Annotated in this window: 18 protein-coding genes; 10 read left to right on the forward strand and 8 right to left on the reverse strand. The window is 59.0% G+C overall.

Annotated elements, in window-relative coordinates:
- Positions 1 to 335: 335 nt before the first annotated feature.
- Positions 336 to 599 (reverse strand): DUF2312 domain-containing protein, encoded by a 264-nt coding sequence (locus tag B8991_RS20150; RefSeq protein WP_084355081.1) that lies wholly within the window; start codon positions 597 to 599, stop codon positions 336 to 338.
- A 375-nt stretch (positions 600 to 974) separates the two neighbouring features.
- Between B8991_RS20150 and B8991_RS20155 the strand changes: the two genes are divergently transcribed.
- The gene (locus tag B8991_RS20155; protein WP_084355082.1) at positions 975 to 1,190 is read left to right on the forward strand and encodes a hypothetical protein; all 216 of its coding nucleotides are present in this window, start codon (positions 975 to 977) and stop codon (positions 1,188 to 1,190) included.
- 8 nt (positions 1,191 to 1,198) lie between these two features.
- On the opposite strand, the gene B8991_RS20160 is transcribed toward B8991_RS20155, so the two are convergent.
- Both B8991_RS20160 and B8991_RS20165 read right to left on the reverse strand, forming a co-directional pair.
- The gene (locus B8991_RS20160) at positions 1,199 to 3,190 is read right to left on the reverse strand and encodes an enoyl-CoA hydratase-related protein (RefSeq protein WP_179141564.1); all 1,992 of its coding nucleotides are present in this window, start codon (positions 3,188 to 3,190) and stop codon (positions 1,199 to 1,201) included.
- Positions 3,191 to 3,307: 117 nt separating this feature from the next.
- Entirely contained in the window at positions 3,308 to 3,520 is a 213-nt protein-coding gene (locus B8991_RS20165) for a hypothetical protein (protein WP_084355084.1), read from the reverse strand.
- 366 nt (positions 3,521 to 3,886) lie between these two features.
- On the opposite strand from B8991_RS20165, the gene B8991_RS20170 reads away from it, so the two are divergent.
- Genes B8991_RS20170 through B8991_RS20185 form a run of 4 tightly spaced genes read left to right on the forward strand, consistent with a single transcriptional unit; the run spans position 3,887 to position 6,110 of the window.
- Positions 3,887 to 4,750, forward strand: a complete 864-nt coding sequence (locus B8991_RS20170) for an MBL fold metallo-hydrolase (protein WP_084355085.1) — start codon at positions 3,887 to 3,889, stop codon at positions 4,748 to 4,750.
- 57 nt (positions 4,751 to 4,807) lie between these two features.
- Positions 4,808 to 5,233 (forward strand): YeeE/YedE family protein, encoded by a 426-nt coding sequence (locus tag B8991_RS20175; RefSeq protein ID WP_084355086.1) that lies wholly within the window; start codon positions 4,808 to 4,810, stop codon positions 5,231 to 5,233.
- Between the two features lies 1 nt (position 5,234).
- Positions 5,235 to 5,672, forward strand: coding sequence for a DUF6691 family protein (locus B8991_RS20180; RefSeq protein ID WP_084355087.1), 438 nt, complete (start codon positions 5,235 to 5,237; stop codon positions 5,670 to 5,672).
- 9 nt (positions 5,673 to 5,681) lie between these two features.
- Positions 5,682 to 6,110, forward strand: coding sequence for a protein tyrosine phosphatase family protein (locus tag B8991_RS20185; RefSeq protein ID WP_084355088.1), 429 nt, complete (start codon positions 5,682 to 5,684; stop codon positions 6,108 to 6,110).
- 158 nt (positions 6,111 to 6,268) lie between these two features.
- Here the strand turns inward: B8991_RS20185 and B8991_RS20190 are convergent, their stop codons facing one another.
- From B8991_RS20190 to B8991_RS20210, 5 genes are all read right to left on the reverse strand, one after another.
- Positions 6,269 to 7,375, reverse strand: a complete 1,107-nt coding sequence (locus B8991_RS20190; protein ID WP_084355089.1) for a flagellar motor switch protein FliM — start codon at positions 7,373 to 7,375, stop codon at positions 6,269 to 6,271.
- Positions 7,376 to 7,439: 64 nt separating this feature from the next.
- Positions 7,440 to 10,127, reverse strand: coding sequence for an ATP-binding protein (locus tag B8991_RS20195; protein ID WP_084355090.1), 2,688 nt, complete (start codon positions 10,125 to 10,127; stop codon positions 7,440 to 7,442).
- 1 nt (position 10,128) lies between these two features.
- Entirely contained in the window at positions 10,129 to 10,428 is a 300-nt protein-coding gene (locus B8991_RS20200; protein ID WP_084355091.1) for a hypothetical protein, read from the reverse strand.
- Positions 10,425 to 10,793, reverse strand: coding sequence for a response regulator transcription factor (locus B8991_RS20205; protein ID WP_084355092.1), 369 nt, complete (start codon positions 10,791 to 10,793; stop codon positions 10,425 to 10,427). Before B8991_RS20205 ends, B8991_RS20200 begins: the two co-directional genes overlap by 4 nt.
- Before the next feature lie 80 nt (positions 10,794 to 10,873).
- Positions 10,874 to 12,193, reverse strand: coding sequence for a helix-turn-helix domain-containing protein (locus B8991_RS20210; protein ID WP_084355093.1), 1,320 nt, complete (start codon positions 12,191 to 12,193; stop codon positions 10,874 to 10,876).
- Positions 12,194 to 12,412: 219 nt separating this feature from the next.
- Between B8991_RS20210 and B8991_RS20215 the strand changes: the two genes are divergently transcribed.
- The 5 genes from B8991_RS20215 to B8991_RS20235 all read left to right on the forward strand — a co-directional run bounded on the left by B8991_RS20215 (position 12,413) and on the right by B8991_RS20235 (position 17,696).
- Positions 12,413 to 13,759, forward strand: a complete 1,347-nt coding sequence (locus tag B8991_RS20215; RefSeq protein WP_084355094.1) for a substrate-binding protein — start codon at positions 12,413 to 12,415, stop codon at positions 13,757 to 13,759.
- A 100-nt stretch (positions 13,760 to 13,859) separates the two neighbouring features.
- Positions 13,860 to 14,891 (forward strand): branched-chain amino acid ABC transporter permease, encoded by a 1,032-nt coding sequence (locus tag B8991_RS20220; protein WP_084355095.1) that lies wholly within the window; start codon positions 13,860 to 13,862, stop codon positions 14,889 to 14,891.
- 3 nt (positions 14,892 to 14,894) lie between these two features.
- On the forward strand, positions 14,895 to 16,097 hold the full coding sequence (locus B8991_RS20225; RefSeq protein WP_084355096.1) for a branched-chain amino acid ABC transporter permease: 1,203 nt from the start codon (positions 14,895 to 14,897) through the stop codon (positions 16,095 to 16,097).
- A 13-nt stretch (positions 16,098 to 16,110) separates the two neighbouring features.
- Positions 16,111 to 16,866, forward strand: coding sequence for an ABC transporter ATP-binding protein (locus tag B8991_RS20230; protein WP_084355097.1), 756 nt, complete (start codon positions 16,111 to 16,113; stop codon positions 16,864 to 16,866).
- Between the two features lie 74 nt (positions 16,867 to 16,940).
- Positions 16,941 to 17,696 (forward strand): ABC transporter ATP-binding protein, encoded by a 756-nt coding sequence (locus B8991_RS20235; RefSeq protein WP_084355098.1) that lies wholly within the window; start codon positions 16,941 to 16,943, stop codon positions 17,694 to 17,696.
- The last annotated feature ends 278 nt before the right edge of the window (positions 17,697 to 17,974 follow it).

A 17,974-nucleotide genomic window follows, 5' to 3' on the forward strand; every position in this document is an offset into this window, starting at 1 on the left:
CCATCGTCGTCTCCTTCTGAATACTCAGAACGAAACTCGCCGTTGGCTCAGTGCAACGGAACCGCAGAAATCAATGGGACGGGGACGGCGCATACAGCTAACCTATTGAATATTAGTATAATATTAGCATGTCCAACGGCGGTGGAACAGCTTGGATCAAAATAAATCATTTGAGATCATACGCTTAGGAGATTCCCTCTCCTAAGGGAGCACTGTACACTTCACAGCAATAAACCTTGTGTTTTTTCCCGACAAAACGGTCGCTGCACAAGCGTTTTTGACACCTGCACAACGACTTATATAATACCATTAAAATTCAGTAGGTTAACGGTGAATTACGACATTCCAAGCGCTTCTTTGTACATCTCAAGGACTGCTTCTTCCTCAGCGATGTCGTCTTTGTCCCGTTTGCGAAGCCTAATAAGGGTGCGCACCACCTTTACGTCGTAGCCACGTCCTTTTAGTTCTGAGAATACCTCTTTTTGCTGCTCGGCGAGGTCGGCTTTCTCCTGATCAAGCCGCTCAATGCGTTCGACGAACTGGCGCAACTCACTGGCAGTTACCTTGTAGGAGTCTGGTGCTTCTTCGTAATCACTCATCATTGCCTCATTTCTATTTTTGGGATGGATTGGCTCTCTGGAATACACGACAGAATACGGTGCTTCCTGCTAGGCCTTTGTGTACTCACTCACACGACAGATTAGTGGTGGTATTTATAACCGCGGTCCTTTGTTGCGGTCATGACTACTTTTTTCTGCTCGGTGATGACTTGTTTGCTGGCGCAAGGTGTTCGCATCGGCGGATGAATTGGCACAATCCGCCCGCAGTCACGCGGTAGCTGTCGTCGTCCATGCTCTGCTCTCCTGCCGATCTGGCCATTTCCTAGCGCCACGTCCCCCGCCCTTCAAGTGGTTGCAGTGGCGCAGTGTTTGAATTATCGCCGAGCGCGACGAAAGGCTGCGAAAGGGCATGCAATGGACGGTTTGATCTGGGCGGGTGCCGCGATTTCGCTTTTGGGGCTGATCGGGCTGGTCTGGTCGATCATCAAGGTTGCAAGGGCGCGCCGCGCCGACCTCAGCGATGAAGACCTGCGCAACGCCGTGCGGGCGGTGATGCCGCTGAACCTTGGTGCGCTTTTCCTGTCAGTCATCGGCCTGATGATCGTGATCGTCGGCATTTTTCTGGGCTGAGCATCGTTTCAGTTCGTCAGCGCCTCGATCCCTTCACCATTGCGCACAAGTGCGGCCAATCGCGGATGCGGCACCCAGAGCGCCTTATCCGGATGGTTGGCCCCCTGCATCGTACGGGCGACGCGGAACAGCCCGTGCAGTTCGGCCGCTTTCATCGGACCGCCACGCCAGCGCGGGAACTGGTGGCCCGTCATCATGACGACGTCGATATCTGACGCACACGCTGCGACGTGTTCATCGACCAATCGTGCGCCTTCATTCACCATCGCGCCAAGGATCAGTGGCACAATATCGGTTTTTTTAACGCCGTTCGTATCGGCACGGTGCTTGTCGAACAACGTCAACGCCTTGTCGTCATGAACAGGCGTCGCTGCATCGCCGAGATAGCTGTAAAAGCCCTGCCGGGATGCCCTGCCCGTCCGTCCGGCTTGCGCAAGGACAGCCGACCAATTCATGCCTCCTTCGCGGCGTTCCACCCGGCCCACAATTCGCAAACCCGTCGCATCGCGTTGCAGGAAGGGTGGCAATTCGAGCCCCCATTTGGTCAGCGCATCATCTATGTCATAGGGGCTGGCACCGAGATCAACCAACGCGTCCGCCGCTCTATGTAGCGCCGCCATCATCCGTCCGCCAATCGTTTCGCCGGATGAGCGGACATGCACGGGCTGTTTACCCAAACGTTTGACCAGCGCAATTGCAGATTCCAGTTGGTCGGGTCTGGCGCGCGGGCCTTCAATCACCTCAACCAGACGCGACAGATGTGCGGGGCGCGCGAAACGCAGACCGATCTGATCGACATTTTCCGCCACTGCAATCGCGCAAACGACATCCTCCGCCATATCCGAACGTTGCAGGCCTTCGGCTGCGCGTATGACGAAATCCGCGTTCTTGATCATGTCCGGCATGGTGCCGCAGATCAGCCGTTTCAGAGCATCGTTTGCGACCTGTTTGGTCAGATCCCCTGCGCTGACCGCGTCTTCAAGGCTGTCTTCGACATCAGTCCAAGCGGCTATGCGCCTGTCCGAATCCGCAATCCCCCAACGAACGGCCAAGCCGGCATTCAGCGCCGCCACGGCGAGTTGCGACGCGAGCATCCCCCCGCCCAGGATAGCGAGAGTTTTGATCTGGGACGGGTGTGGGTCAACCGACTGCGCCACCTTGGCGGCGCGACGCTCGGCAAAAAACGCATGTCGCAACGCTTTTGACTGATCCGAGGCGACAAGATCGGCAAACGCGGCTTCCTCAAACGCACAGCCCGCGTCAAAGGGCAGCAGAAACGCGGCCTCGACGGCGGCCACCGCTTCGCGTCGAGCATTTTCGGGCCCATCAGCTTCATCCGCAGCCCTTTTGGTCAGTTCCAACTGTGTTGCGACCGGATCAGCAAAGCCTTCGCGCCGCTCACAGCTTGGACGGGGCCCTTTTGAGACCGCTTCGTGGCAAAATTCCAACGCGGCGGCGCGCAGATCCTCTGGTTCGACAACCAGCCTGTCGGCGAAAATACGATAGGGTGCCTGATCCAAGGGCAACATGCGCCCGGACAGGATCATGTCGAGCGCCACTTTCGCCCCCACCAGCCGGGGTGTGCGTTGGGTGCCGCCCGCGCCGGGAATAAGGCCGAGCTTTACCTCTGGCAACCCTACACGGGTAGACCGCAACCCGATACGGTAATGACAGGCAAGGGCCAGTTCGAACCCGCCGCCCAGCACCGTTCCATGCAGTTCCGCCACCACTGGTTTCCGGCACATTTCTATCTGTGTGCAAATTTGCGGAAGCCAAGGCTCTTTGCGGGGCATGTCAAATTCCGCGATGTCGGCCCCGGCGGGAAAGGTCTTTCCCGCGCCGGCGATTAGAATGGCGCGCACTTCCGAGTCCATCTCGGCACATTCAAGCGCGGTCAACAGACTGTCCCGCACTTGCCAGGCAAGCGCGTTGACCGGCGGGTGGTTGATGCTGACGACGGCCACGCCTTCATGCACGGAACACTGCACCACTTCTGCCATCACTTGCCTCTTCGCTGCGGCCTGAACAGCCGTCTTGCTAACCTTTCGCAAACCTAACGGTTTGACAAACATTAACAGACTGATGACAGGTCAAGGCAAGTCCTTCAGGCAGGCGGCTTAGACCGGAAAGTTCTCGAATTCTGCGTCATCGGCGTCCTCGTCCGCCCCTTGCAGCAGTTTCCGGGCATCAGCCGGCACTTCTTCGCCCAGGTTTTCTATTGCCGCAGCCGCCTCTTGCAGCCGGTGCATAAGCCAGTCGCGGTGCATGTCGTCACTGGCCAAAATCTGTTCCACAAGGCTTTCAACCTGGCGTTTCGGGTTCTCGGACATCTCTTTCCCTTTCGTAAGGTTAGCATCGGGATCGCGGGGGCATCCGGGATGTTTAACCATTTATTTCACGGCGAGATCCGGAATGCCGGTGATCTTTTCATCGTTCATCCCTTTGCGCGGGACAAAGCCGACAGGAAACCGGGCCATACGCATGCCCTTGCAAACCCGCCTACCAGACAAAGGGCATCGCGCCTTTGATAGTTCCATTTAGCGCCATGATGTATACGGGTTGTCATGCGGCCGTTCTTCAAAGCAGCAATAACCTACCATAAACGTGATTGCCGGTCTTTGATGCACGTCAAGGGATTGGGGGTTGAAACATATTCATTAAAGCGTATATGTTCGGAACAAACGGAGGTATACGCCATGTCACCAGACGTCACAGGCTTCTTCGACGAAGCCACAAATACCATTTCCTACGTCGTCCGCGATCCCAAGGGCACCTCTTGCGCGATCGTCGATTCGGTGCTGGATTTCGAGTATTCCTCGGGTCGCACCGATACCCGGTCAGCGGACGCGATCATCAAATTCGTTCAGGACAAGGGCTACGAGGTCCAGTGGCTGCTGGAAAGCCATGTTCATGCCGATCACCTGTCTGCCGCACCCTACATCCAGAACAAACTTGGCGGCAAGATCGGCATCGGCGACCGGATCACCGTGGTTCAGGATACGTTCGGGAAGGTGTTCAACGAAGGCACCGAGTTTCAGCGCGATGGCAGCCAGTTTGACGCGCTGTTCAAAGACGGTGACAGCTTTCACATCGGTCAGATGCGCGGCGATGTCATGCACACGCCCGGCCACACCCCTGCCTGCCTGACCTATGTCATAGGCGATGCGGCATTTGTCGGCGACACGCTGTTCATGCCGGATTTCGGCACGGCGCGCTGCGACTTTCCCGGCGGCTCGTCCGAGACGCTATATAATTCGATCCAGAAAATCCTGGCGCTTCCGGACGCGACGCGCATCTTCGTGGGACATGACTACAAGGCACCGGGCCGTGATGAATACGAATGGGAAACCACCGTCGCCGAGCAAAAAGCGCTGAATGTGCATATCGGCGAAGGCAAATCAGCCGAAGAGTTCGTGGCGATGCGCGACAGCCGCGATGCGTCACTGGCGATGCCCAAGCTGATCATCCCGTCCCTGCAAGTCAACATGCGGGCCGGGAAAATGCCCGAACCGGACGAGAAAGGCGACGTCTTTCTTAAAGTGCCCGTCAACAAACTCTGAAGCTTAGGGGTGGCGGAACGGATCGTTCTCCACCCGGCCTGACAGTAGGAAACACTTATGGAAATGGATTGGATCATGGGCCTGATCGGCGGCATGTTGATCGGGCTTGGTGGGGCCGCCTATCTGATCGGCAATGGCCGGATCATGGGGGCGAGCGGCATCATCGGCGGACTGGTGGACGGCTCCGGCCATGCGACCGCAGCAGAGCGTATCGTCTTTCTGGCGGGCGTTCTTGTGTTGCCCATTCTGCTGACGCCCCTCTTCGGAGGGGTCGATACCCATATCACCGACAATATGCTGGTGCTCGTTGCTGCGGGGCTTTTCGTCGGCGTTGGTACGCGCATCGCCAATGGCTGCACCTCGGGGCACGGGGTCTGCGGTATCTCACGGCTGTCGCTGCGCGGCATGGTCGCCACGGTGTTCTACATTCTGGCGGGCGGGCTAAGCGTTGTGCTGTTCCGTCATATTCTGGGGGTGATCTAACATGGGTCGTTTGATCGTCGCACTAATCGCGGGAAGCTTGTTCGGATCCGGGCTTTTCCTCTCTGGCATGACGGACACAACCAAGGTTCAGGGCTGGCTGGACGTGTTCGGCAATTGGGATCCGACGCTGGCCTTTGTGATGGGCGGTGCGATCATTCCGATGGCGATCGCTTGGCAACTGACACGCGTCACTCGCAAGCCCGTCACCGGAGGCAGCTTTCCCGCGCCACCAGACGCAAAGCTGGGGCGCAATCTGGTGTTGGGGTCTGTGCTGTTCGGGATCGGCTGGGGCTTGGCGGGGCTGTGCCCCGGCCCGGCGATCGCCTCGCTCAGCTATGCCGGTCCCGGAGGTCTGGTTTTCGTGGCGGCGATGCTGACGGGTATGTGGCTGGCACCAATGCTGCGGGCACGTCTGGACAGAGTCGCGCAGCCCGAGTAAGCGTTGGAAATGGACATGCGACAGATCACACCCCGTTATAACGTCTCGCCACAGATCAATGCCGAGGACGCGCAGGCGATTGCGGATGCGGGCATCGTCCGCGTCATTTGCAATCGTCCGGATAGCGAAGTGCCGCTGTCGCATCAGGTCAAGGCAATCGAGGTGGCGGTGCGCGCGGCGGGCATTGATTTTGCCGCCCTGCCCCTGACCCATCAAACCATGACGCCCGACAATATCGCCGCACAGCAGGCGCTTGTTGACAGTGCCGATGGCCCGGTTCTGGCCTATTGCGCCTCGGGAACCAGATGCACTGTGATCTGGGCGCTTGGACAGGCGGGCAAAATACCGGTGGACGAGATTTTGGCGACAGCAAACCGCGCGGGCTATGCGATTGACGGGCTGAAACCGACATTGAATGCGATGGTGGAGCGTGGCTAACACAGTTCGCGCGTCACTGTTGCGATGACAGCGTTGCGATGACAGCGCTTCAGGCCTCTTCTACGTTCTGCATCTAGCGAGCCGCTCTTGAATTTCCCGCTGACAAACGGCGCGCGATACAACCTTGGCTGATTGGGTTTCGGATGCCTCTCGCTACGTTAATTCAGAGTCAAAAGATCATCATCAATATTAAGCTCGGCACCAGGATCAGATGACAGGTCGGAAAAATCGTCAATGCCGGGGATTTCGGGCAGATCCGGAATATCGACCGGCTCGTCGACAACCGGCTTCGGGGACGCGATTGCCATTGCCTTAGCGGGATTCTTCACTGCTTTCACCTGCTCTGTCTCCGCCTCCACCCGAGGGCCAGTGGTTTTCGACGAAGCCGGGAAGGTTACGCGGACCGCCCGGAAACCACCCATCTGCCCCAAGCGACAGCCATTGGCGATGTGGACGCCCCCTGCTGACAGCTCGACCTGGTTCAAAACGTTCTCTGGCAGCGGCAGAAGATTACCGGGCTTCAATCGGCTCGCGGCAGACAGCGGCATCCGAATTCTCGACAGCACCGCCTCAATCCGCGCCTCCACCATTTGCATGCGCCCGGCATTCTTGGCGGATAACGGATCACGCGGCGGGTCTGGCCTTGTCGCAGGTTCTGGCTTGGGCAGGACCGGAAGGATCAACAAAATCTCACCGCGCCGCAAACCGTCCCCGATTTCGACCGATACAAGGAAGGAATGAAACTCGGCCGCGTCCATCAGAACGCCAAGCGCGCGCGTATCCTCAACCATCGCACCGAATCGATAGCCGGTATATTCGCCCTGTGCCGGATGGCCTTCGAGATTCGCGCTCAACCGCCCAAGCATTGCATCAAGCAACGGCGCACACATCGCGGCATCCGTCTGTGTAAGCGGGCGTTGATCAAGCGGCTGGCTGGTGACGCGCCCAAGCGTCTGAACCTCGATCACTGAACGCACAGTGGCCCGGTCCAGAACAACGGCACCGGTCACACCGTCGAGACCGTCCAGCACCATCACCAGCGCGTCGTGCGGCACGCCGTCAAGACAAACATCCAGAACCAGCGTTTCCTGCTGCATCCCGTCTGCGACAATCGCCAGCCCCCAAAGCGCGTCCGCACTGCGCGACAGCGCACGCCGCAGGGCACGGGCAGGCGACAGAACGCGCGCCTCCTGCTCACGCCGGGCTGCGTTCGCCTTCTTGCTGAGTACTTCGTTGACTACCTGACCTGTCATATCCTCGGACATGTTTTGGGGGACGTTGCCCTTGGTTATGGGCGGATTTGGTTACCAATACCTTATGGAAGGCAGATTATTGCGCCGCCATCGCCGCACGCGGCAGGCTGACGCGAAAGGCCGCACCGCTTTCTCCGCGCAGATAAGTGATCTCGCCACCCAGTCTTTGCATGATCTGTCGGCTGATCGCGAGCCCCAGACCTGCTCCGCCGACCCGTGGCTCGCCGATGCGTGCGAATTTCTCGAAAATTACGTCTTGCGCGTCTGTGGAAATGCCCGATCCGTTATCCACGAAATCTACCCAAAGCAGATCGCCGTGGTCGGTCACCCGAATCTCCAGCGTAGGCTGATCGGCGTCGCAATATTTTCGGGCATTGGCAATGAGATTGATGAAAACCTGACTGAGGCGATCAAGATCAGTGTGCAGCGACAAAGCCTCTGTCGCCGTATCGCGGGTCAGGCGCAGCCTGCGTCCGTCATCGCTTGCGGCCGCGGCTGCGACGGACCGATCAAGCAGGTCGCCAAGATGTCCGTGGCGCAGGTTCAGATTGACCTGCCCGTTTTCCAACACGCTGAGATCCAGAAGATCGTCCAGAAGGCGCGTCAGACGCAGCGCCTCGTCATGGATGATCGAGGCGTATTTGTTCAATTCATTCCCGCTCAACCCGTCGCTGTCGCGCAGGATCTCTGAAAACGCCCGGATCGACGTCATCGGCGTGCGCAACTCGTGGCTGATCTGGCTGAGAAACGCGTCCTTTTGCACCGACAGCCGTGTCAGTTTACTGTTGGCTTCACGCAATTGCCGCGCCGTGCGGGTCACTTCGCGCGATTGTGCCTCCAGCCGGTTGGAATATTCCATCATCTGCGCGGTCTCATCGGCCACGGCCATCAGATCCTCGACCGAAACCGACATGCCCCCGACGATCTGACCCACCATCGCATGTGCGGTGGCCCCCCCGACAGAGCCGGACAATTCGCGCTCGAGGTTTTCCAGAAAATCCGGGCTGGGTTCGGGCAAATCCCCGCGCAGCCCTTGCCGCGCCGCCTCGCGCTGAAACAGCGCGCGCGCCTCGGCGGCACCCAGAATGCGCTGCGCCATGATCATCAGGTCTTCGCTTTGCGCGACACCGCCCGACCAACTGCGCGGGCCGCCGGAATGCTGAAACACATTGACGAATTGCGCGCCCTGCAATCGCTCCAACGGCGATGGAAACGTCATCACCGACACCGTAAAGAACGCCACGGAATTCAGCATCATGCTCCACAAAAGCGCATGGACCAACGGATCCATCCCGGCAATGCCGAACAGCGCCTGGGGCCGCAACCAGTCGATGCCGAAGGGTCCGTTGAGCAGTGCCGCTTCAGACAAGATGAAGCCCGGACCAAAGCTTGGCAGGAACAGCGCGTAAAGCCAGATCACAAAGCCGACGCTCAGCCCCGCCAACGCCCCCAGCCGCGTGGCCCCGCGCCAGAAGATGCCGCCAAGCATGGCGGGCAGCACCTGCGCAACACCGGCAAAAGAGACCAGACCGATCGCCGCAAGTGCCTCGCCGCCGCCAGTCAGGCGGTAATAGATGTAGCCCAGCATGACCACCGCCGTGATTGACACGCGGCGCGACAGCAAAACGACGTGACGCACGTCCCCCGAGACACTGGCACTGCCACCGGTCATGCGCAGGAAGATCGGCATGACGATATGGTTCGACACCATCGTGGACAGGGCAATCGCCGCGACAATCACCATCGACGTGGCGGATGAGAAGCCGCCAAGAAAGGACAGCATCGCCAGCCCCTGTTGCCCTTGGCTGAGCGGCACAGTCAGCACGAAGAGGTCCGGGTTGGAACCCTCGGGCAGCAGGTCCAGCCCCACCACGGCAATCGGCACCACGAACAGGCTCATCAACATGACGTATAGCGGGAACGCCCAAGAGGCCGTGCGCAGATGCCCCTCGTCGTCGTTTTCCACGACCAGCACCTGAAACATCCGTGGCAGGCACAGAAATGCCGCCGCTGACAGCATGATCAGACCGGCCCAGCGGCCACCATTGACCTGCCATTGCCCCAATTGAGACGCGTCGATCCGGTTCAGCGTCTCGGACACGCCGCCAGAGATGCCCCAAACGACAAACACGCCCACCGCGAGCAGCGCGAAAAGCTTGACCACCGCCTCGACCGCGATGGCCATAACGACGCCGTGATGACGCTCGTTCGCATCAAGGTTTCGTGTCCCGAAAACGACGGTAAACAGCGACAGGCCCATCGCGACCCACAACGCCGTGCTTTCACCGGTATAAACCGTCTGACCGCCACCCCCAGCTTCTGCGAAGACCGCGAATGACAGCGTGACCGATTGCAATTGCAACGCGATATAGGGCGTGGCGCTGATCACGGCGAGGATGGTGACGCAAACCGCCAGCAGGTTGGATTTGCCAAAGCGCGACGAAATCAGGTCGGCCACAGAGGTGATGCGCTGGCTGCGCCCGATCCGCACCAGCTTGCGCAGGATCCACCACCAGCCCACCATGACCAATGACGGTCCGATATAGATCGTCAGATATTCAAGTCCCGAGCGCGCCGCGTAGCCCACGGCACCGTAAAACGTCCAGGCCGTACAGTAGATCGACAATGACAGCGTGTAGACAAGCGGCGAGCGCAGCCAGCCACCGCGCCCACGCATCGCCGACCGTTCGGCAAAGAACGCGACAAGGAACAGCAGCGCGACGTAGGACAAGCAAACCGCGATCAGCGCGTTGAGAGCGCCCATATCACAGCGCTCCGCCGCGATCCGTGCTGCGGTCGGCGGGTGGAAGGCTGCGCAGCACATACGACAGGCGCATGGTCACAAGGATCAACACCACCCAGACGCCAAAGAGGTACAGGATGGTCCGCGACGTCATGATCCCCATATCCGGTCCCCTCGGCCAAAGCAGCGGAATGGCAAACAACACCACCCCCAGCAGCGGAACCAGTCGCGCGGCATCCATGATCCGGCGCATGCGGTAGGTCTGCTTTTCAACAAAGATCGTCGGGCGTGGTCCGACCGGCTCGTCTGCGGAATTGGTCATACGCCCACCAAATTGCGCACCGCCTCCAGCACCTCGGAATTCGCAAACGGTTTGGTCATAAAACGGTTGGCACCGTATTTTTCGGCCATTTCGCGGTCTTTGTTTTGACCGCGCGCGGTCAGCATCAGGATCGGCAAGGTTTCGGTGCCACCACCAGAGCGCAGATCGCGCAGAATGTCATAGCCCGACCGTCCGGGCAGCATCACATCCAAGATCAGCACGTCAGGCATCTTTTCCCGCACCACCTCAGTGGCGTCGTGACCATTGGAATGCGTGTCCACCTGCCAGCCATCGCGCGACAGGATAAAGCTGATCGCCTCGATGATATTCGGTTCATCCTCTATCAGCAGGACCTTCTTCGCCATCCCGGTCTCCCCTCCAGTGGCATGCAGGCTTTTTGAATGCCTGTCATGGACATACTATAAGCCTGATCTGGCGGTCCGTGTCAAAAGCTCTCGGCCAGGATCGAGGGTTCGCGGCGCCCCTCACATTCGGTCCGCGGACAGATCCGGCAGCTGACCCCGACGCGCAGTGGGTCGTCAGCGACGTCTGCGGCCTCTTGCGGCACCAACAACATATGCGCCACCAGCATCGGGTCACGGTTCAGTTGCGGCGTGCCCACCGGCTGCGCCACGGCATAGGCACGGAAATGTGCCGGGTCACGGCCTGTCTGCTCCAGTTCCTGCGTCAGCACGACATTGGGTCGCGACAACGCGGTGAACAGCGGCCACAATGCGCAGGCCGCGCCGTAACGTGGCAGTGGAAAATCCTTCAACGCCTTGCGAAAAATCAAAGTGCCCGACGCATCGCAAGCGGCCAGACCAAACCAACCAGCCCCGGCGGAAGCGGGCAGCGCCGCAAGTCTGCGCATCACGCGTGCCGGATCGACACGCACACGCAGCGACAGGGCCAGCGGATCCGGTCCGACCTCGTTTAGCGCGTCAATCAAACGGCTCATCGGCAGCGCGGCGGCATCTTCGGCATAGCGCGACAGCACCTGTTCCAGCAGGTACAGCGAAACCGGTCCCAGATCGCTGTCCTTGAGAACATCGTCAATCGACCCACCTTCTTCCAGCGTGGCGAAATTCCAGCCGTGACTGTCCAGAAAGGCGTCCACCTCTTCCTGAGGCGATCCCAGATCGGCCGAAACGTCGTCAACAGTTTCCAGATACCGAACCAGCGCCTGAGAACTGTCCGCCAACCGCCTGCTGTCTTCGTTCAGGTTGCGGTGGAACCGGTCGCGCCATTCCGGCTCGATCTCGCCCGGTTCGGCAAGGATGGCGGCAGTAGAGCGGATCGCGGTTACCGTTGAGAGCATTTCATGCAACGAGGCGGCAAGATGCGGATCATGCGTCATCCGGTCGGTCAGGCTCTCGACAGTCCGTTCCAGCGCATCCATCCGGCGCTGGCTGTCGGCCAACAGCCACGCCCAGCCCGGAAACCGCCCCGCAAATTCTTCCAGCAACGCGGTCTCGGGCGGCGGCGGCCCCGCGCTGCCATCCTCGCCCCGCCCGCGATCCTGCGCCGCCTCGCGCAGCGTGGCGATCAATGTGGCCTCAGCCCCTTGGGTCAAAAGGGACGGTTCGACCTTCAGGACATGCGAAATGGCAACCAGCAATTTTCCGCCGATTCTGCGGCGGTTATGTTCAATCAGGTTGAGGTAAGATGGCGAAATACCCGCAAAACGTGCCAGATCGGACTGCTTCATCCCCGCCATAACCCGGCGTTCGCGAATTCGGCTACCTGTCAACGTGTCGCGCGCCATGTGCTTTTCCCTCCGAATTCAACAGCTTTCTGCGGTGCAAAATAATATTCTTTACAAATCGCATTCCGACTTTGTTCATTTTTTGACAAAAATATCCATACGCATGAAGCAGTTGTTGCGAAGTTTTCTTGCCCTATCCACTATTGTCTTAGCACAAAAGTGCAGTGCCGTAGCGGAGGAGGAGCCCTGCGGCACATTTCAGAAAATCGGGAGGATTTTATGTCCAAGACCAACCTGACACGCCGTGGCGTGCTTCAGACCGGAGCGGTTGCAGGCGCGGGTCTGGCGCTGCCGACCTATCTATCGGCGGCCAGCCATAGCGGATTTACCAACGCGCCCGGCGATTCCTCGGTCACGCTGGGTTTCAACGTGCCCCAGACCGGCCCCTATGCCGACGAGGGCGCAGACGAGCTTCGCGCCTATGAACTCGCGGTAGAGCACCTGAATGGCGGTGGCGACGGCGGCATGCTGCCCACCTTCTCGTCTCAGGCTCTGGACGGCACCGGCATTCTGGGTCGCAAGGTCGAATACGTCACCGGAGATACCCAGACCAAATCCGACGCTGCCCGCGCATCGGCAAAAGCGATGATCGAAAAGGAAGGCGCCATCATGATAACCGGCGGTTCGTCCTCCGGTGTGGCCGTGGCGGTGCAAGGGCTGTGCCAAGAGGCTGGCGTGATCTTCATGTCCGGCCTGACGCATTCCAATGACACGACCGGCAAGGACAAGAAGGCCAACGGGTTCCGTCACTTCTTCAATGCCTACATGTCGGCCGCGGCTCTGGCTCCGGTCCTGTCTAAAATGTACGGCAACGACCGCAAGGCGTATCACCTGACTGCCGACTACACTTGGGGCTGGACGCAGCAGGAATCAATCGCCGCCGCAACCGAAGCCATGGGCTGGGAAACCGTCAACAACGTGCTGACGCCACTGGCTGCGACGGACTTCTCGTCCTATATCGCCCCGGTTCTGAACTCTGGTGCCGATGTTTTGGTCCTGAACCACTATGGCGGCAACATGGTCAACTCGCTGACCAACGCCGTGCAGTTCGGCCTTCGTGACAAGCAGGTAAATGGCAAGAATTTCGAGATCGTTGTTCCGCTCTACTCGCGCCTGATGGCGCGCGGCGCAGGCGAGAACGTCAAGGGCATTTTCGGATCGACAAACTGGCACTGGTCGTTGCAGGACGATGCCTCCAAAGCATTCGTCAAGTCCTTCGGCACCAAATACGGCTTCCCGCCGAGTCAGGCCGCACATACCTGCTATGTGCAGACCCTGCTTTATGCAGATGCCGTGACCCGCGCCGGATCGTTCAACCCCTGCGCTGTCGTCGAGGCCCTCGAAGGGTTCGAATTTGACGGGCTGGGCAATGGTCCGACGCTGTACCGTGCCGATGATCACCAATGCTTCAAAGACGTGCTGGTTGTGAAGGGCAAAGACAACCCGACATCGGAATTCGACCTTCTGGAAATCGTGGAAATCACTCCGCGCGCCCAGGTAGAATACGCCCCCGACCATCCGATGTTTGCTGGTGGACAGCTGGGTTCTTGCAACCCCGGCGCTTGATCTGACGGCATCCGGTCCGGCGGCGCGCCCCCTGCGCGGTCGGACTTTTCGCCCCGGACGTGATCCGGGGCCTATTCCATAAAAATCAAAGGGTTGGGCGATGGACGCAATCATCCTGCAAATCCTGAACGGGCTCGACAAGGGCTCGGCCTATGCGCTGATCGCGCTGGGACTGACATTGATCTTCGGCACGCTTGGTGTCGTGAACTTCGCCCATGGCGCGCTGTTCATGATCGGGGCGTTTTGCGCCGTGACCGTGCAGCGCATCCTGAACCTCAGCTACGAGACGATTGATCCAAGCCAGACCGACTTTCTTGGCAATCCTCTGGTTGTAAAAACTCCCTATGTCCACAGTTGGTTTGGCCCCGAAACCGGCGCTTCGATCATCGAATGGTCCGTTCCGATTGCCATTATTTTCGCCATTCCGATCATGATCGCTATCGGTTTCATCATGGAGCGCGGGTTGATCAAGCATTTCTACAAGCGCCCTCATGCCGACCAGATTCTAGTAACCTTCGGCCTTGCGATCGTGTTGCAGGAACTGATCAAGTATTTCTATGGTGCGAACCCGATCCAGACCGGCGCGCCGGACGTGTTTCGTGGCTCTTTCGACTTTGGTGTGCTGCTGGGCTTTGATCCCAATGTGATCATCTATCCCTATTGGCGACTTGTCTATTTCGCCTTTGCCGCCGTGATCATCGGTGCCGTCTTTGCCTTCCTGCAATTCACCACCTTCGGGATGGTCGTCCGCGCAGGCATGGCCGACCGCGAGACTGTAGGCCTTCTGGGCATCAACATCGACAAGAAATTCACCATCATGTTCGGCCTTGCCGCGGCGGTGGCGGGGTTGGCGGGTGTGATGTACGCACCGATCAACTCGCCCAATTACCATATGGGGATGGATTTTCTGGTGCTCAGCTTCGTGGTGGTTGTCGTCGGTGGCATGGGCTCGCTGCCCGGTGCTGTGCTGGCCGGGTTCCTGCTGGGCATCCTGGAGAGCTTTGCCTCGATGAACGAGATCAAGTCGATCCTTCCCGGCATCGACCAGATCATCATTTATCTTGTCGCCATCATCATTCTGCTGACGCGCCCCCGAGGCCTGATGGGCCGCAAAGGCGTGATGGAGGACTAAGCCATGCTCGGACTGAACACCAAAGACACCACGCTGCTGATTGTCGTGGCCGTCCTCGCGCTTGGCGCACCTTTCATCCTCAACCCTTTCCCCGAGGCGTCTTCGCTGGCGCAGTTCAACGCAGGCTATCCGGACTTGATGCAGCGCTTCGCGATCTTCGGGATTTTCGCCATCGGGTTCAATATCCTGTTCGGGCTGACCGGGTATCTCTCTTTCGGACATGCCGCATTTCTGGGGGTGGGCAGCTATTCAGCCGTGTGGATGTTCAAACTTCTGGGCATGAACGTGCTGCCGGCCATCGCGTTGTCGATCATTGTCGCAGGACTGTTCGCGCTGCTGATCGGCTATATCAGTCTGCGCCGGTCGGGCATCTATTTCTCGATCCTCACGCTGGCCTTTGCGCAAATGTCGTTCAACCTTGCCTATTCGGTGCTGACGCCGATCACCAATGGTGAAACCGGCCTGCAACTGACGCTGAGCGATCCGCGGATCTTTGGCCAATCCGCAACCTCAGATGGCGGCATTCCCGTCACCAACCTGCTGCCGGGCTTTGAGATGCGCGAGACGTTCACCTGGGAAATCGGCCCCTGGCTCTTTCAGTTCAACACCGGGTATTATCTGTGCGCTGCGTTCCTTCTGCTGGCCTTTTACCTGTCGGTCCGCATTTTCCGCTCGCCGTTCGGGTTGATGCTGCGAGCGGTGAAATCCAACCAACAGCGGATGCACTATACCGGCCTCAACACCCGCCCCTACACGCTGGCCGCCTTCGTAATCTCCGGCATGTATGCCGGGCTGGCGGGCGGGCTTCTGGCCTCGATGGACCCGCTGGCAGGTGCCGAGCGCATGCAGTGGACAGCGTCAGGCGAGGTCGTTCTGATGACCATCCTGGGTGGTGCCGGAACCCTCATCGGACCGGTTCTGGGCGCGGGCTTTATCAAGTATTTCGAGAACATCTTCTCGAAAATCAACGACAGCGTGCTTCATGGCTGGTTCGGCTTCATGCCTGACGGAATGGAAAACGCGATCATCTTCGTGTCGCATTTCTTCGTCGGCAAAAGCTGGCATCTGACGCTGGGCCTGCTGTTCATGCTGGTGGTGACGTTCCTGCCCGGCGGGCTTGTCGAGGGCGGTCAGCGCATCGGGCGCTTGTTCCGGCGCAAACCTGCGAAGGACCCCAAATCCGCCGATATGAAACCCGCGGAATAAGGAGCGCTGAAAGATGGGAATTCTTGAAGTCAAAGACGTCGGCAAACGCTTCGGTGGCCTTCAGGCGCTGGGGGATGTGAACCTCTCGGTCGCGCAGAACAGCGTCCACGCCATCATCGGGCCGAATGGTGCCGGCAAGTCCACCCTGCTCAACTGTCTTGTCGGCAAGCTGATCCCCGACTCGGGATCGGTGATGTTCGACGGCCAGTCGGTGCTGGGCCGCAAGCCTTATGAGATCAACCAGATGGGCATCAGTCGGGTGTTCCAGACACCGGAAATTTTCGGGGACCTCACCGTTCTTGAAAACATGATGATCCCCTGTTTCGCGCGGCGTGACGGGTCCTTTCGCCTACACGCCTTTGAAAGCGTCAACCGTGAACATGATCTCGTCGAAAAAGCGGAACAAATGTTGATCGACGTGAATATGATCGACAAGCGCCACATGCAGACCGCCTCGATGTCACGCGGCGACAAGCGGCGGCTGGAAATGGCAATGTGTCTGGTGCAAGAGCCGCGCCTTTTGCTGCTGGACGAACCCACCGCCGGGATGGCGCGCGCCGATACCAACAACACGATCGATCTGCTTAAGGAGATCAAGGAAACGCGCAACATCACCATGGCGATCATTGAACATGACATGCATGTGGTATTTTCGCTTGCCGACCGGATCACGGTGCTGGCTCAGGGCACGCCGCTGGTCGAGGATACGCCGGACAAGATCAAGGGCCATCCGAAGGTACGTGAAGCCTATCTCGGCGAGGCACATTGACACCCGCCCCGGGCTTGACCCGGGGCCTCTAGCCGCAAGGTCCCGGGTCAAGCCCGGGACAGGAGGAGACAGAAATGAACGTCAAACCCGATTTTTCCAAACACGGAAACAAGGCCGAAACCGCCCCCGCCTTTCTGTCTGTATGGGATATGCACGCTTATTACGGCGAAAGCTATATCGTGCAGGGTATCACCTTCAATGTGCATGAGGGCGAAATCCTTGCGCTGCTGGGACGCAATGGTGCGGGCAAGACAACCACGCTGCGCGGCATCGCGCGGCTCGCATCGCCGCAGGTGCAGAAAGGCGAGATCTGGCTGGATCATCAGCCGCTGCACAAAATGGCCAGCCACGAAGCCGCAACCGCAGGCCTGGGTCTTGTGCCCGAAGACCGTAGAATCATTCCCGGACTGACGGTTGAAGAGAACCTGCAGCTGGCCCAGATTGCGCCGCCGATCGGTTGGTCACTTGAGCGTCTGTACGAACTATTTCCCCGCCTTGGTGAACGCCGCAAGCAGGAAGGCGTGACGCTTTCGGGTGGCGAACAGCAGATGCTTGCCATCGCCCGTGCTCTTGCCCGCGACCTCAAGGTTCTGCTGCTTGACGAACCCTATGAGGGCCTTGCCCCGGTGATCGTCGACGAGATCGAAAAAACGCTTCGCCTCATCAAGAGCCAAGGCATGACGACCATCATCGTTGAACAAAACGCCATTCGCGCGCTACAATTGGCTGATCGCGCTGTAATCCTCGACACTGGCTCCATTGTCTTTGACGGCACTGCCGAAGAGGTTCTGGAAAACGACAATCTGCGCGCCGAATATTTGGCGATCTGACGTCAGGTCGGACGTAGGTTATTCTATCGCTCTCTGGATCGGCTTGGTGTCGTTTATGTGTTGTGCGGCTCAAGTAAACATCACGTTTCGCCCTTCGTCGCGGTTGCTTGCGTGCTGGTAGGTCCATAGGCTTTCTATCAGCGATTCAATCAAACAACTTTGGGAGAAACCATGTCTGCTACCACCTATCCTCCGTCTTCGGAATTGTCTGGCAAGGCGCATGTTGATGCGTCGGGATATGAGCGGCGTTATGCGGCGTCTGTTTCGGATCCGGAGGC

The organism is Primorskyibacter flagellatus, from assembly GCF_900176485.1.
Lineage (GTDB): Bacteria > Pseudomonadota > Alphaproteobacteria > Rhodobacterales > Rhodobacteraceae > Primorskyibacter > Primorskyibacter flagellatus.

Bases quoted from the DNA above. Each gene is read 5' to 3' on its own strand.
- B8991_RS20150 (WP_084355081.1), bottom strand. From the start codon at position 599: ATGAGTGATTACGAAGAAGCACCAGACTCCTACAAGGTAACTGCCAGT.
- B8991_RS20155 (WP_084355082.1), top strand. From the start codon at position 975: ATGGACGGTTTGATCTGGGCGGGTGCCGCGATTTCGCTTTTGGGGCTG.
- B8991_RS20160 (WP_179141564.1), bottom strand. From the start codon at position 3,190: ATGGCAGAAGTGGTGCAGTGTTCCGTGCATGAAGGCGTGGCCGTCGTC.
- B8991_RS20165 (WP_084355084.1), bottom strand. From the start codon at position 3,520: ATGTCCGAGAACCCGAAACGCCAGGTTGAAAGCCTTGTGGAACAGATT.
- B8991_RS20170 (WP_084355085.1), top strand. From the start codon at position 3,887: ATGTCACCAGACGTCACAGGCTTCTTCGACGAAGCCACAAATACCATT.
- B8991_RS20175 (WP_084355086.1), top strand. From the start codon at position 4,808: ATGGAAATGGATTGGATCATGGGCCTGATCGGCGGCATGTTGATCGGG.
- B8991_RS20180 (WP_084355087.1), top strand. From the start codon at position 5,235: ATGGGTCGTTTGATCGTCGCACTAATCGCGGGAAGCTTGTTCGGATCC.
- B8991_RS20185 (WP_084355088.1), top strand. From the start codon at position 5,682: ATGGACATGCGACAGATCACACCCCGTTATAACGTCTCGCCACAGATC.
- B8991_RS20190 (WP_084355089.1), bottom strand. From the start codon at position 7,375: ATGTCCGAGGATATGACAGGTCAGGTAGTCAACGAAGTACTCAGCAAG.
- B8991_RS20195 (WP_084355090.1), bottom strand. From the start codon at position 10,127: ATGGGCGCTCTCAACGCGCTGATCGCGGTTTGCTTGTCCTACGTCGCG.
- B8991_RS20200 (WP_084355091.1), bottom strand. From the start codon at position 10,428: ATGACCAATTCCGCAGACGAGCCGGTCGGACCACGCCCGACGATCTTT.
- B8991_RS20205 (WP_084355092.1), bottom strand. From the start codon at position 10,793: ATGGCGAAGAAGGTCCTGCTGATAGAGGATGAACCGAATATCATCGAG.
- B8991_RS20210 (WP_084355093.1), bottom strand. From the start codon at position 12,193: ATGGCGCGCGACACGTTGACAGGTAGCCGAATTCGCGAACGCCGGGTT.
- B8991_RS20215 (WP_084355094.1), top strand. From the start codon at position 12,413: ATGTCCAAGACCAACCTGACACGCCGTGGCGTGCTTCAGACCGGAGCG.
- B8991_RS20220 (WP_084355095.1), top strand. From the start codon at position 13,860: ATGGACGCAATCATCCTGCAAATCCTGAACGGGCTCGACAAGGGCTCG.
- B8991_RS20225 (WP_084355096.1), top strand. From the start codon at position 14,895: ATGCTCGGACTGAACACCAAAGACACCACGCTGCTGATTGTCGTGGCC.
- B8991_RS20230 (WP_084355097.1), top strand. From the start codon at position 16,111: ATGGGAATTCTTGAAGTCAAAGACGTCGGCAAACGCTTCGGTGGCCTT.
- B8991_RS20235 (WP_084355098.1), top strand. From the start codon at position 16,941: ATGAACGTCAAACCCGATTTTTCCAAACACGGAAACAAGGCCGAAACC.